Origin of the sequence: Fodinicurvata halophila, from assembly GCF_042651425.1 — a bacterium.
Classification (GTDB): domain Bacteria; phylum Pseudomonadota; class Alphaproteobacteria; order Kiloniellales; family DSM-21159; genus Fodinicurvata; species Fodinicurvata halophila.
The window spans coordinates 719,825-732,774 of sequence record NZ_JBHSCW010000003.1 but is presented as its reverse complement, the minus strand read 5'-3'; the positions used below and the strand labels follow the sequence as shown (position 1 = coordinate 732,774).

The 12,950-nt window shown below is 59.7% G+C and carries 13 protein-coding genes; 7 read left to right on the top strand and 6 right to left on the bottom strand.

The window, feature by feature from the left end; all coding sequences use genetic code 11:
* Nucleotides 1-6: 6 nt before the first annotated feature.
* The 6 genes from fliG to ACFOW6_RS08225 form a co-directional block, all read right to left on the bottom strand.
* Nucleotides 7-1,029, bottom strand: a complete 1,023-nt coding sequence (fliG, locus tag ACFOW6_RS08250; RefSeq protein WP_382421858.1) for a flagellar motor switch protein FliG — start codon at nucleotides 1,027-1,029, stop codon at nucleotides 7-9.
* 18 nt (nucleotides 1,030-1,047) lie between these two features.
* Nucleotides 1,048-2,736 (bottom strand): flagellar basal-body MS-ring/collar protein FliF, encoded by a 1,689-nt coding sequence (fliF, locus tag ACFOW6_RS08245; protein WP_382421857.1) that lies wholly within the window; start codon nucleotides 2,734-2,736, stop codon nucleotides 1,048-1,050.
* A 237-nt stretch (nucleotides 2,737-2,973) separates the two neighbouring features.
* Entirely contained in the window at nucleotides 2,974-3,294 is a 321-nt protein-coding gene (gene sciP, locus ACFOW6_RS08240; protein ID WP_382421856.1) for a CtrA inhibitor SciP, read from the bottom strand.
* Between the two features lie 131 nt (nucleotides 3,295-3,425).
* On the bottom strand, nucleotides 3,426-4,136 hold the full coding sequence (locus ACFOW6_RS08235) for a flagellar hook assembly protein FlgD (RefSeq protein ID WP_382421855.1): 711 nt from the start codon (nucleotides 4,134-4,136) through the stop codon (nucleotides 3,426-3,428).
* A 14-nt stretch (nucleotides 4,137-4,150) separates the two neighbouring features.
* Entirely contained in the window at nucleotides 4,151-6,025 is a 1,875-nt protein-coding gene (locus ACFOW6_RS08230; RefSeq protein WP_382421854.1) for a flagellar hook-length control protein FliK, read from the bottom strand.
* A 331-nt stretch (nucleotides 6,026-6,356) separates the two neighbouring features.
* Complete coding sequence (locus ACFOW6_RS08225) at nucleotides 6,357-6,743, bottom strand: hypothetical protein (protein WP_382421853.1); 387 nt, start codon at nucleotides 6,741-6,743, stop codon at nucleotides 6,357-6,359.
* Nucleotides 6,744-7,055: 312 nt separating this feature from the next.
* Here ACFOW6_RS08225 and ACFOW6_RS08220 point away from each other — a divergent pair, with 312 nt between their 5' ends.
* The 7 genes from ACFOW6_RS08220 (at nucleotide 7,056) to ACFOW6_RS08190 (ending at nucleotide 12,917) form a co-directional block, all read left to right on the top strand.
* Complete coding sequence (locus ACFOW6_RS08220; protein ID WP_382421852.1) at nucleotides 7,056-7,883, top strand: flagellin; 828 nt, start codon at nucleotides 7,056-7,058, stop codon at nucleotides 7,881-7,883.
* Between the two features lie 345 nt (nucleotides 7,884-8,228).
* The gene (locus ACFOW6_RS08215) at nucleotides 8,229-9,056 is read left to right on the top strand and encodes a flagellin (RefSeq protein ID WP_382421851.1); all 828 of its coding nucleotides are present in this window, start codon (nucleotides 8,229-8,231) and stop codon (nucleotides 9,054-9,056) included.
* A gap of 81 nt (nucleotides 9,057-9,137) precedes the next feature.
* Complete coding sequence (locus tag ACFOW6_RS08210; protein ID WP_382421850.1) at nucleotides 9,138-9,968, top strand: flagellin; 831 nt, start codon at nucleotides 9,138-9,140, stop codon at nucleotides 9,966-9,968.
* Between the two features lie 230 nt (nucleotides 9,969-10,198).
* Nucleotides 10,199-11,026, top strand: a complete 828-nt coding sequence (locus ACFOW6_RS08205) for a flagellin (RefSeq protein WP_382421849.1) — start codon at nucleotides 10,199-10,201, stop codon at nucleotides 11,024-11,026.
* 136 nt (nucleotides 11,027-11,162) lie between these two features.
* The gene (locus ACFOW6_RS08200) at nucleotides 11,163-11,633 is read left to right on the top strand and encodes a flagellar biosynthesis repressor FlbT (RefSeq protein WP_382421848.1); all 471 of its coding nucleotides are present in this window, start codon (nucleotides 11,163-11,165) and stop codon (nucleotides 11,631-11,633) included.
* Entirely contained in the window at nucleotides 11,630-11,992 is a 363-nt protein-coding gene (locus tag ACFOW6_RS08195) for a flagellar biosynthesis regulator FlaF (RefSeq protein WP_382421847.1), read from the top strand. The genes ACFOW6_RS08200 and ACFOW6_RS08195 overlap by 4 nt, the downstream gene beginning before the upstream one ends.
* Before the next feature lie 4 nt (nucleotides 11,993-11,996).
* The gene (locus tag ACFOW6_RS08190) at nucleotides 11,997-12,917 is read left to right on the top strand and encodes a DUF1217 domain-containing protein (protein ID WP_382421846.1); all 921 of its coding nucleotides are present in this window, start codon (nucleotides 11,997-11,999) and stop codon (nucleotides 12,915-12,917) included.
* The last annotated feature ends 33 nt before the right edge of the window (nucleotides 12,918-12,950 follow it).

Below are 12,950 nucleotides of genomic sequence, written 5' to 3'. Positions count from 1 at the left end.
CGGCCATCAATAAACCAACTCGTCTTCGCCCTTGCTGTCGGCGATGACGATCTCGCCCTTGGAGGCAAGGTCCTTCGCCGCCTGGACGATGTAGAGCTGGGCTTCGTCCACTTCGCGCAGGCGGACAGGGCCCATGGCCTGCATGTCCTCGCGCATGATCTTGGCCGCCCGTTCCGACATGTTCTCGAAGAACAGGTTGCGCACGCTTTCCGAACCGCCCTTGAGCGCGGTGGCCAGACGGTCCTTCTCGATGGTGCGCAGCAGGGTCTGGATGCCGCCGGAGTCCAGCTTGATCAGGTCCTCGAAGGTGAACATGAGGGCCCGGATCTTCTCGGCGGACTCGCGGTTGCGCTCTTCCAGGGAGGAGAGGAAGCGCGTTTCCATGTTGCGGTCCAGGCAGTTGAAGATCTCGGCCATCATCTCGTGGGAATCCCGGCGGCTGGCGCGGGCGAGATTGGTCATGAACTCGTTGCGCAGCGTTTTCTCGACGTCTTCCAGCACTTCCTTCTGCACCGCCTCCATGCGCAGCATGCGCATGACGACTTCCAGGGCGAAGGGCTCGGGCAGGGACGAGAGAACGCGCGCCGCCTGCTCCGGCTTGACCTTCGACATGACCACGGCAACGGTCTGCGGGTACTCGTTCTTCAGGTAGTTCGCCAGGACCTGCTCGTTCACGTTGCCCAGCTTGTCCCACATGGTGCGGCCGGCCGGACCACGGATATCCTCCATGATCGCGTCGACCTTCTCCTTGTCCATGATCTTCATCAGCAGCCGTTCGGTGCTCTCGTAGTTGCCCACCAGCGTGCTTGAGCCCGAAAGCTGTCCTGTGAACTCGCCAAAGACCTTTTCGACCACCGGTGCACTCACCGTGCCCAGGTTGGCCATGGTCTGGGAGATCTCGCGGATTTCCTCGTCTTCCATCAGCGAGAAGACCTTGCTGGCATGATCCTCGCCGAGCGCGATCAGGAGCAGAGCCGCCTTTTCGGAGCCGTTGAGGGTGGAATAATCTTCACGTATGCGCCGTGCCATCTCTTAAGTCCTATACCCTCAGCGTTCCTGGTAGACCCAGTTGCGGATGATGCCGAGCGTCTCCTGGGGGTGCTTGTCCACCAGTTCGCTCACCTTGCGGATGGACGAGGCTTTGATCTGCCCTTCCACCTGGCTCATGTTCAGCATCGTCTCTTCCTCTTCCTCCCCCTGCTGCTCGCTGGGCACGGGCAAGTTGGCCTGTTGCGCGGCCTGGGGACCTGTCAGCAGGCTGGGATCCTGCAGTCCCGGGCCAGCCAGGGCCGGATGCTGGCCATTACCGGCGAGCGCCGGCGTTCCCTGCATGCTGCCACCGCCTTCGGGGGAGAGCAGGCGGGTGACCAGAGGGCGGACGACCAGCAGCAGCACAAGCACGGCAATCACGCCCAGGACCAGGACTTCGGCGATCTTCATCAGCTGGCCGCGCTCCATGCCCAGCAGGCGATTGTCTTCCACGCCGCCGCTCGGCATCACGTCGGCGAATGGCAGGCTGGCGATTTCAAAGCTGTCGCCACGTTCCGGATCGAAGCCCACGGCCGAGCGGGCGAGGGCGGCCAGGCGGTCCAGTTCTTCCTGGCTGCGCGGTTCGCTGACTGTTTCGCCCTCGGCATTGGTGGTCTGCGTGTCATTGACCATGACGGCCACGGACAGGCGCTCGATGTCGCCGCCTTCCTGGACGTGCGTGCGTGTGGTGCGGCTGATCTCGTAGTTGACGGTTTCCTCGGTCCGGTTGGACATGCTGCTGGCGCCAGGCTCTTCGCCACCGCCCAGGTCGGCATCCGGCAGGTTGTTGCCGACGGTCACGGCCTCCTCGCCGCCCTCGTTATCCTGCATCTGCTCCTCGACCAACTGCGTGGAACGGACAACCTGCCCGTCGGGATCGTAGATCTCGGAGTTCTCGGTGATGCGGTCGTAGTTCATCTCGGCCGCCACCTCGACGCGCACGTTGCCGATACCGACCGAGCGCTCAAGCAGTTGCTGAACCGACTGGGACAGGCGGTTTTCCATGGACAGGCGACGCTCCTCGGCGCCGCCGGTGAGACCGCCTGCTCCCTCGCCATCGTTGGTGCTGGCGAGCAGGTTGCCCTGGTTGTCGATCACGGCAACCTGGTTCGGGGTCATGCGCGGTATCGCCGAGGACACCAGTTGCTGGATCGAGCGGACCTGCTCCTTGCTCAGCCAGCCGTTGCCCTCCAGCGACAGAACGATGGAGGCCGAAGCCTCATTGCGGTCGCGGCTGAAGAGTTCGCGCTGGGGCAGGACCAGATGTACGCGGGCGCTCTTGACCTTGCCGATGTTCTGTATGGTGCGCGCCAGCTCGCCTTCCAGCGCGCGGACATGGTTGATGTTCTGGACAAAGTTGCTGGTGCCCAGGCTCTCGCCTTCATCGAAGATCTCATAGCCCATGGAGCCGCCATTGGGCAGGCCCTGTTCGGCCATGGCCAGGCGCATGCGGGCGACCTCGTCGGACGGCACACTGATGCTGCTGCCATCGGCGCTCAGCTGATAGGGAATGCCCTGGGCGTCCAGTTCACTGACGATCTGGCTGCTGTCGGAGGATTGCAGCTCGCTGTAGAGCAGCTCCATGTCCGGCTGCGAGACGCGCCCGACCAGATAGATGAAGAAGGCCAGCAGGGCAGCCGCCACGCCGCCCAGCACTGCCAGGCGGGCCGGACCCAGGCGTTTGAGTGTGTCAAGAAAGGTGTTCACGCGCAGCTGTCCCCTCTGCCGATCCATGAGGCCGCGCTCGTGAGCACAGGCCTTGTTACAAGGCAAGCTAGAGCTGTTTCGGTAAACAGCAGGTTAACGAGGGGAAATTTTTGCCCACCTGCCCGGGTGAGACTTCAGGAAAGCGCTGTGCCGCAAGTCACGGAGCGCGATCGAAAAGGGGCAGCCGCCGTCGGCGACTGCCCCCTGGGTCTTTCGGATCGTACCGATCCGGTACGATCATGCGGAATAGGAGGAATAGCCCTGCATCCCGGTTTCGTCCTCCTGGCGTCGATAGTCCTGCAAACGCGTGATGCGCAGGCCATAGAGGCCGTGCTCATCGATCAGTCTCTGCCACGACATGAACTCCTCCAGGGTGAGCGTATACATCTCACAGGCTTCCTCGAGGGTGATCAGGCCGGCGCGGACACCTGCCACCACTTCCGCCTTGCGCCGGATGACCCAGCGCTTGGTGTTGCGGGGAGGAAGGTCCTCTATGGTCAGGGGTTGCCCCAAGGGCCCGATGACACTGGACGGCCTACCTGGTCGTTCTGAATGCATCCGGTTGTCCTCTTCTTCTTATCCAGACGAGAACCGGAGCCTAGACCCGGGGGTCTTTAAAATTTCCTAATGCCCTGATCGATAAGCTCTGCTCCATCCATGGGCCATCGTTCCGGATGCATCGCACGCCCTCAGCCTTCGCCGGAAGGCGAGGGGATGTCGTGCACCTTCTTGACCTGGGAGAGTCCCACTTCTGCATTGCCGACCTTGAGGATGGCGCGTCCGTCCTCGGTTTCGATGCCGTCCACACGTCCGATCGTGGAGGTGGAGGAGGAGATCGGATTGCCGTCTGCATCCTTGGCCATGACGGCGTAGGAATAGGTGCCCGGCGGTACCTGGTTGCCGGCATCGTTCCGGCCGTCCCAGACGAATTCATGGCGTCCGCCCTGGGTCTCGCCGGAGATGGTGCGCACGATCTGCCCGCTGCTGTTCTGGATTCGGATGTCGGCGCTTTCGGCCTTCTTGCCCAGGTCATAGGCACCCAGAGCCATGCCGTTCTCCAACTGCAGCTTGTCGCCGTCGGCCTCGATGTGCTTGCCGATCATGTTCACGGCCGCGCCCATCTGGTTATAACCCTGCAGCTCGATCAGCTTCTCCAGGTTCTTGTTGGACGAGATCTGCTGCTCCACGCCGGCAAAGCCCACCAACTGCTCGGTGAATTTCTCGGTCTTCATGGGCTCCAGGGGATCCTGATTCTGCATCTGGGTGGTCAGCATCTTCAGGAAGTTGTCGAAGGTCTCGTCCAGACTCTCGCCACCGCCGAAGCGTGAGCCGCTGGTCTGGTTGCCGCTGCCTTGACTGCCTTGGGCGGCCTGGCTGTTCATGAGACTTGCGATATCCATGGTCTTCAGTTCCTTCAGACGCTCAGGTTGATCAGGCCGTGCCCGCCGCCGTGCCAGGGCGCGTCATCGCCCTCGTCGGGCAGGTCCGGCGCGTTGCCGTTGTTGGCCGTTGGGCTAGAGCTTCCGGACTCGCCGGACTGTCCCTGCTGGCCGTCAAAGGCCTGGTGCTGGCCGGCGGTGTCACGGGTGTTGAAGTTCAGGCTGCCGCTGTCGGTCTTGACCCCGGCATCGCCCAGGGCGCGTTCCAGGGCACGGACGTCGCGCTGCAGCAGGTCCAGGGTTTCCGGTCGCTCCGTGGTAATGGACGCGCGCAGCAGCCCGTCCTGCGAGAATTCCAGCTTCACGTCGACGCGCCCCAGCTCAGCCGGGTGCAGTTGCACTGAGATGCGCTCCTTGCCGGCCGCGGCCGCCTTGTGGATCTTCATGGCGATCTGGTCGGCGGCCGGGCCGCCCTGGCTCTTGGCGGCCTGCTGGGCCTGCAGCGAGGCCTGCTGAGCCTGCCCCGCATTGCGCAGCTGGCTCTCGAAGGACAGGGCATTCAGGCTTTCGGGACCGCGGCTGCCGCTCGAACTCGTCAGCGAGTCCTCGCGTCCCTGCAGCGAGGACAGAGCCTCGGCCAGCCGGTTCATGCCGCCAGCCTGTTCCGACAAGCGCGCCAGGCTGCGTTCCAGGGCGCGGGCGGCGACCTCGTTCTGCAGGGTCTTGCCGGCTTGCCGCAGGCTTTCATACAGTTCGGCGGCCTGCTTGTCGGACAAGGCCTGGCCGGTTTTCTGCCGGTTGGCGGCTTCCTCCTGCAGTTCCGCCGTCGGACTGCTGCCCGCCTGTCGGCTCGATTGCTCGCCGTCACGCGCGGCCTCCTGGCCGCGTGCAGCCGTCGGCAGGGCTTCCTCCTGCGGGTTGGTCTTGCCGTCCGACGCTGCGTTCATGCTCTTCGCTGCGGGCATTGTCTGGGGTTCGGCACCGGCTTGGGCGCCTGGGCGCGCTGCCTTCAGGCTGTCCAGCAGGCCGGCCAGTTTCTCGGTCAGCTGGGGAAGGGAAGGGATGGAGCGTGTCGTCTCGCCGTTCACCTGCGGGGCCGCGTTCAGCAGGTCCTTGAGGTTGATGTCCGCGCCCGGCTCGCCAAGGACGTCTCTCAGGGCGCCCAATTGTTCCTGCAGTCTCGTAAGGGACTCCGAATCGCCGCTGTCTCCCGGACCTCCGGCCTGTTGCAGACGGGCAAGACTGTCGCTGAGTTGGGCGAGCTGATCCTGCAGGCTTTCCGCCCCGCCTTCGCCGGTTGGGGCCGTCTGGCCGTCAAGGCGCTGCATGAAGGCGGCCAGCTCTTCGTTCAGATCCTGTAGCTGATCCAAGTCCTCGGACGTGGCCTGGGTGCTCTGATCCGGCGTCGCCTCCGCTGCGCGCTGCTGCAACCGGTCGAGGACGCCGCTTACGGCCTCCAGGGCGTCTTCATTGCCCTTGCCGTTCGTCAAGTTCGAAAGCGCCTGCAGGAGGCCGGAGGGCAGGTTGCCGTTATCCCCGTTTCCGGTCCCGGCCTGATGTGCCTGCAGTTGCTCGGACAGGTTCACCAGGGCGTCGGCCAGAGCCTTGAGCTCCTCCTCCGTGGCGGCAGGGTTTGCCGAACCCTGGTTCTGCGCGTGGGCGGTCGTCGCCAGGCCGGAGAGGGCGGCGCGCAGCCGGGACATGTCCGATCCGCTGCCTTCGCCGTTGGCCTGCCCCTTGCCGCCGAGGTTTGCCAGCAGCCCACGGACTGATGCGTCCGAGTCCTGCGCATTGCCCTGCAGCAGGGCCAGGAAGCCCCGATCACCCTGGCTGGCCTGGCCGGCCTGGTTGCCCTTGCCGGACACTGCCGCCATCAGGCCCTGGACCGATGATGATGTTTCGCTGATCACGTTCTTCTGCCTCTTGTGTCATCCGCACGCATGAAGTCAGTGAGGAGCAAGCAAGAGCCGGGCCAGATTTGACCATATATTCTGAATGCATTGAAATAACTGGGAGTTTCGAGATTGGAAACGGCTATCGGGCAGGTGTGCGAATGGGCAGGGAAGGGATTCACCAGCACCGTGACCCGGCAAGCCTTGCCGAGGAGGAAGCCAAGCCAATTCCGTCTTTATCTTGGGTGCCTAAAAAGGTGTCGGTGGAGGAAGCGTATCTAGCTGCCAACAGGCCAAAGAGCTTGAATAATACTCAATGAAAATCCCGAAACAGGTGAGCCTCAGGCACTTAAGCGACCAGCGACAGCCCTTCGCCAAGCTTGCCATTATGGTCCATGGTAGAGATCGCCTTGTCCACCTCTCCTATGGCTTCTGTCACGTCCGGAAGATTGCTTTCCAGCATCGCCCCTTTGGAATCTGCGATCCCCGGCATGGAAGACTTTTGCTCTTCCACGGCCTTCTGATAGGCCTCGACCTGCTTCTCGCTTGGGTACTGTCGTTCCACTTCCCCCGTTGCAGGGTCAATGATCTGAACCAGAACGACCTGGGCATCACGATCATAGTTTAGAACGGGGTTATACTGGACCTTGCCATCGACGACAGGGGGGGCGCCTGCTTGAGGGGTCTTCGATTCGGGTACTGGATTCTGGGACACTGTGACCATCGGCGGCTTCATCCAAGCCTGTCCCTCGGTTCCTATGGATATATTCGAAGTTGCCAGCATCGCTCTTCAGCGCCTCTGTCACAAACATGCGGATAGATACATCCCCAATGATCTAATAAACGGAAATGAGGTGTGAATCAAGAAAAAACTCCATATTCTGATCGAGCTCCTGAGTTCGATATCCAACTCATTGTAGACAGAGTTAAGAAAAAATATGCGTTAACAATTTTTTTACTATTTAAATTAACCAGTCATTAGAAATTTTCATCCTATTCTGACTGCGTTGGCCAATAGGGCCATAATTTTCCAAAAAGGATGAATGCAATGTCGATCATGAACTCTATCAACACCAACTCCGGCGCGATGATCGCGCTTCAGAACCTCAATAACACCAACAGTCAGCTTGCCCAGGTTCAGAACCGTGTTTCGACGGGTCTCCGGGTGGCCACGGCTCAGGACGATGGTGCCAGTTTTGCCATTGCCCAGGGGCTGCGTTCCGACATCAAGGGCATCGGGGCCGTCAACGAGCAGATCAGCAAGGCCAAGGGTCTGGTCTCGACCACACTGTCGGCCCTAACCTCGGTTTCCGATGGCTTGGGTGACATCCGTGAAACCCTCACCAAGATGGCAGACGAGAACAACTCGGCCGAACAGTTCGCGCAGTATAAGGCGGACTATGACAGCCAGTTGGCCGAACTCCAGAACTATGTCGATAATGCAAGCTATAATGGCACCAATCTGATCGATGCTGGTGGGGCTGCTGTAAACGTGATCGCTGATGCCAACGGCACCCAGTATACGCTTGCGGCCGTGGATGTGGACGCACAGTTGGCTGGTGTCACGGATCCTACGGATGCAGCAACGGCTCAGGGGCTAATTGCAGGCACGGACGCTACCTTTGATACCTTGGTTACGGCTGTGGATAATGCGCTGAACTCCTATGCCGGTGACGATCGCCGCCTGACGGGCCAGATGGAGTTTAACTCCAAGCTGAGCGACGCCATCGAGGAAGGCCTGGGCGCCACCGTGGACGCCGACCTTGCGAAGGAATCGGCCCGCCTCCAGTCGCTGCAGATCAAGCAGCAGCTGGGCACCCAGACCCTGGGGATCGCCAACCAGTCGCCGCAGATCCTGCTGTCACTGTTTGGTTAATATGGATTAGAGCAGATCTTTGAGTGTAAGAGGGCCGGTAGTTTCTGCTTCCGGCCCTTGCTTTTCTGAGGGTGGCAAAACTTAAACCCTAGTTTTGCGATCAGTGGCACCAAAGAACGAGATATTTGAATAGGTAAATTTTTTATCGTGGTCGCTTTTGATATCATAATCTTCAGATTATAGGGAATTGCATTTTCCTGCGCCAAAGCGCCATTTTGCCTCCTGAGAAAAATCTCCTTTTTAATCTTCTGTTAACTTTGTGGCTTCAGGAAATATTAAATCCCTACCTCCAGTCTCGTATGGCGTGGTCAATAGGCTACGTTTCATCCAGAAGGGAGAAAATCTATGTCGGTCATGAATTCGATCAACACCAATTCCGGGGCGATGATCGCCCTGCAGAACCTGAACTCCACCAACTCCGAACTGGCCTCCGTGCAGAACCGTGTCTCCACGGGTCTGCGTGTGGCCTCGGCTCAGGACGATGGTGCCAGCTTTGCCATTGCCCAGGGGCTGCGCTCCGATATCAAGGGCATCGGGGCTGTCAACGAGCAGATCAGCAAGGCCAAGGGCCTGGTCTCGACCACGATTTCGTCTCTGTCCTCTGTCTCCGACGGCCTGGGCGATATTCGCGAAACCCTGACCAAGATGGCGGACGAGAACAACTCGGCCGAGCAGTTCGCTCAGTACAAGGCGGACTATGACAGCCAGTTGGCCGAGCTTCAGAACTACGTCGACAATGCTGATTACAACGGCACGAACCTGATCGATGCTGGCGGTGCCGATGTGAACGTGATCGCCGATTCCGGTGGTACACAATACACGCTCACGGCGGTCGATATTGACGCCCAATTGGCAGGAATAACGGATCCTGCCGATGCTGCAACGGCCCAAGGTCTGGTCTCTGGCACTGATGCACTGTTCAATGATGCGGTGGGCGCTGTGAACGATGCCTTGAACACCTTTGCTGGCGATGATCGTCGCCTGACGGGCCAGATGGAGTTCAACTCCAAGCTGAGCGACGCTATCGAGGAAGGCCTGGGCGCCACGGTGGACGCTGACCTTGCGAAGGAATCAGCTCGCCTGCAGTCCTTGCAGATCAAGCAGCAGCTGGGTACCCAGACCCTGGGGATCGCCAACCAGTCACCGCAGATCCTGCTGTCACTGTTTGGATAAACAGCACTCTGAAGGAAAGAGGCAATAGCCTCTTTCCTCAATCAGCCAACAGGCTGTGAATACTCCAGAAAGGAATAGACCATGTCGGTCATGAATTCGATCAACACCAATTCCGGGGCGATGATCGCCCTGCAGAACCTGAACTCCACCAATTCCGAACTGGCCTCCGTGCAGAACCGTGTCTCCACGGGTCTGCGTGTGGCCTCGGCTCAGGACGATGGTGCCAGCTTTGCCATTGCCCAGGGGCTGCGTTCAGACGTCAAGGGCATCGGTGCGGTCAACGAGCAGATCTCAAAGGCCAAGGGTCTGGTCTCGACCACGATTTCGTCTCTGTCCTCCGTTTCCGATGGTCTGGGCGATATTCGTGAAACCCTGACCAAGATGGCGGACGAGAACAACTCTGCTGAGCAGTTCGATCAGTACAAGGCGGACTACGACAGCCAGTTGGCCGAGCTGCAGAACTACGTCGACAATGCTGAGTACAACGGCACCAACCTGATTGATGCTGGTGGCGCCGATGTGAACGTGATCGCCGATTCCGGGGGCACTCAGTACACGCTCGCAGCCGTCGACATTGATGCCCAGCTGGCCGGAATATCGGATCCTGTTGATGCTGCAACGGCACAGGGTCTGATCGACGGAGGGACTGATACGTCCTTTCATGATGCTGTGGGGGCTGTGAACGATGCCCTGAACACCTTTGCCGGTGACGATCGCCGTTTGACGGGTCAGATGGAGTTCAACTCCAAGCTGAGCGATGCGATCGAGGAGGGCCTTGGTGCCACGGTGGACGCCGACCTGGCCAAGGAGTCAGCCCGCCTGCAGTCGCTGCAGATCAAGCAGCAGCTGGGTACCCAGACCCTGGGGATCGCCAACCAGTCGCCACAGATCCTGCTGTCACTCTTCGGGTAAAGATAGTCAGTTTTTCTAGCCTTTGGGGGCCGGGAGCGCTTGCTTCCGGCCCCTTTTTCATGAGCGGATGATTTTAGCCTGCAAAAAGTGCCCAACTTGGACGGCAGTTTTTGCACGTGATGGTAGGTAGAATTGCCTACCTGTATAAAAATGAAATAATTTCAATGTGTTAATATTGGCATGGACCTTGCGGATCAACTCCTGACCTTCAAAGCAAAGGAGCTAAAGCAATGATCCAGAATTCGATCAACACCAATTCCGGGGCAATGGTTGCCCTGCAGAATATGAACAAGACCAACAGCGAGTTGTCACAGGTACAGAATCGCGTTTCCACTGGTCTTCGTGTGGCCACTGCTCAGGATGATGGTGCCAGTTTCGCCATTGCCCAGGGGCTGCGCTCCGATATTAAAGGCATCGGGGCCGTCAACGAGCAGATCTCCAAGGCCAAGGGCCTGGTTTCCACAACCCTGTCCTCTTTGACCTCTGTGTCTGACGGTTTGGGAGATATCCGTGAAACCCTTACCAAGATGGCGGACGAGAATAACTCCCCCGAACAGTTCGCTCAGTACAAGGCGGACTATGACAGCATGGTCGAAGAGCTTCAGAACTTCGTCGACAATGCTGAGTACAACGGCACGAACCTGATCGATGCTGGTGGTGCCGATGTGAACGTGATCGTAGATGCGGCGGGCACCCAGTACACACTTGCAGCGACCGACATCGATGCTGAACTGGCTGGTGTAACTGATCCTACAGATGCTGCAACGGCCCAAGGTCTGATTGACGGCACAGACACCACTTTCGACGATCTCGTGACCTCTGTTTCCAACTCTCTCAATGAATATGCCGCAGACGATCGCCGTCTGACGGGCCAGATGGAGTTCAACTCCAAGCTGAGCGATGCCATTGAGGAAGGCCTTGGGGCTACGGTGGATGCCGACCTTGCGAAGGAATCGGCCCGCCTGCAGTCCTTGCAGATCAAGCAGCAGCTGGGCACCCAGACCCTGTCCATCGCCAACCAGTCGCCGCAGAGCCTGCTGTCGCTGTTCGGTGGTTAAGTCCGTTAGCGGCCTTATCAGGCCGAAAGCACAGACAGGAGCAAGGTTTGATTAACCTTTCCGCGCTAGTCTCGAAGCGGGTTATGCCATCGGAATTCCCCAATACGGGGATCCGCTCACAGAACAGGAGATTTTGATGGGGCTTATACTTAAGTTGAAGAAGGGTGAGCATCTGATTGTCAATGGTGCCCTGATCCGCTTCGAGACGGCGTCCAAGATCGTTCTCAAGACCAAGAGTGCCGTGATGCATGATCGCCAGATCATGCGCCCGGAAGAGGTGACCACGCCGGGGGCGCGCATCTACTTCGCCATCCAGAACGCCTACATGGCCGAGGAGGGGGAGAGTGCCACCTATGTGGAGCAGGCGCGCGCGCGAATAGTGGATTTCCGCCAGGCCTCGGGCCTCTCCACGGTGCATGAAACCCTGGATCACATCACGGGTTTCCTCGAGAACACTGACTATTTCCAGGCGCTGCAGCTGACGCGACAGCTCCTGGAGTTCGAAGCCGCCTTGCTCGACATGGCGGATGCAGGAACCCCCACGGATCTGGACATCCAGGATGAGTTCCAGGCCGAGGAATCAGCTGAACTGGAGAAGGTTCAATGATGATGCAGAATCAGAGTGCCGTTGCGGCCTATGCCATGGCCGGCGAGGCGGTTCGCACGGACCGCTCCCGCGAACGTGATGCCGTTGCACGTGTAACCCGTATGCTTAAAGAAGCCCGCGAGAGCGGGGACCGTGTGGAAACGGCCAAGGCCGTGGCCACGCAGTACCGACTGTGGAGCATGTTCTTCACAGACCTGAGTGTGCCGGGCAATTCCTTGCCGGAACAGCTGCGCAAGCAGCTGACCACCATTTCGGCAGTGGTGCTTCAGAATGCCGACTATAAGCCAGGTGAGGAAGTGGATTTCGAGTTCCACATCAACGTCAATGAGGCCATCATGGAGGGCCTGCAAGGAGGCTGACACCATGAACAACTGGAACACGGTTGGCGCGCTGTTCGGCGTGCAGGCAGGTGGCGGTGGGGTTGGCGGCAGCCTGCCGCTCGGCGGCGGAGATGCGATGACGCAGTTCCGCACCGCCGAGCGCATGAAAGACAAGCAGATGGAGATGGTGCGCCAGGATCCCATGGTCAAACGCGACATCGCCGAGTTCAACAAGGCGCTGGAAAAGGCGGAAAGTCCCGAGGAGCTGCTGCAGAATCCGCGGACCCTGGAGTTCGTGCTGCGCGGGCTTGGCATGGCCGACCAGATCGGCAACGATGCCCTGGCCCGCAAGGCAATCTTGAGCGACCCCAATGACAAGGAGGGACTGGCCAATCGCCTACAGGACAAGCGTTATAAGGACGCCGCCAAGATGTTCAACTTTGCCGAATTGGGCCTCGAAGGTATCAAGAACCCGGAGGTGAAGAACAAGTTCATCGCGTCCTATACCCAGCAGCGTTATGAAGAGAAATTGGCGGAAACCAATCCTGCCATACCCGACGCCATGGCATTCCAGCGCGAGGCCAAGGAACGGGACTTCTCCAATCCTTATGATGTGCTGGGCGACCCGCTGATTCGACGAGTGGTTACCACGGCGTTGGGGTTGCCGGAACAGATTGCCATCCAGTCGGTGGAGGCCCAAGCACGAGCTATTACCAGTCGCATGGATCTGAAGGATCTGAACGATCCCAAATTTGTCGAGAAGTTTACCCAGCGCTTCCTGATGAACGACAAGCGCGCTGGTCAACAGGCCGGCGGCATGGGCGGGGCCGGTGGCGCAGGTGGAGCTTGGCAGACCAGCCTTCTGGGTGGTGTTCAGGGTGCGCAAGGCGGCTTGCCGGGCGTCGGCGGCTTGCCCGGCGCCGGCGGTGGTTTCTCCAGCGGTGGTGGTGGCATCCTGGTGTAGGAAGCTACTGTGCTGTCTGGGTCCGGTAAGGTT

Bases quoted from the DNA above. Each gene is read 5' to 3' on its own strand.
- ACFOW6_RS08235 (WP_382421855.1), bottom strand. From the start codon at position 4,136: ATGGATATCGCAAGTCTCATGAACAGCCAGGCCGCCCAAGGCAGTCAA.
- ACFOW6_RS08190 (WP_382421846.1), top strand. From the start codon at position 11,997: ATGAACAACTGGAACACGGTTGGCGCGCTGTTCGGCGTGCAGGCAGGT.
- fliG (WP_382421858.1), bottom strand. From the start codon at position 1,029: ATGGCACGGCGCATACGTGAAGATTATTCCACCCTCAACGGCTCCGAA.
- ACFOW6_RS08205 (WP_382421849.1), top strand. From the start codon at position 10,199: ATGATCCAGAATTCGATCAACACCAATTCCGGGGCAATGGTTGCCCTG.
- ACFOW6_RS08195 (WP_382421847.1), top strand. From the start codon at position 11,630: ATGATGATGCAGAATCAGAGTGCCGTTGCGGCCTATGCCATGGCCGGC.
- ACFOW6_RS08220 (WP_382421852.1), top strand. From the start codon at position 7,056: ATGTCGATCATGAACTCTATCAACACCAACTCCGGCGCGATGATCGCG.
- ACFOW6_RS08215 (WP_382421851.1), top strand. From the start codon at position 8,229: ATGTCGGTCATGAATTCGATCAACACCAATTCCGGGGCGATGATCGCC.
- ACFOW6_RS08210 (WP_382421850.1), top strand. From the start codon at position 9,138: ATGTCGGTCATGAATTCGATCAACACCAATTCCGGGGCGATGATCGCC.
- sciP (WP_382421856.1), bottom strand. From the start codon at position 3,294: ATGCATTCAGAACGACCAGGTAGGCCGTCCAGTGTCATCGGGCCCTTG.
- ACFOW6_RS08225 (WP_382421853.1), bottom strand. From the start codon at position 6,743: ATGAAGCCGCCGATGGTCACAGTGTCCCAGAATCCAGTACCCGAATCG.
- ACFOW6_RS08200 (WP_382421848.1), top strand. From the start codon at position 11,163: ATGGGGCTTATACTTAAGTTGAAGAAGGGTGAGCATCTGATTGTCAAT.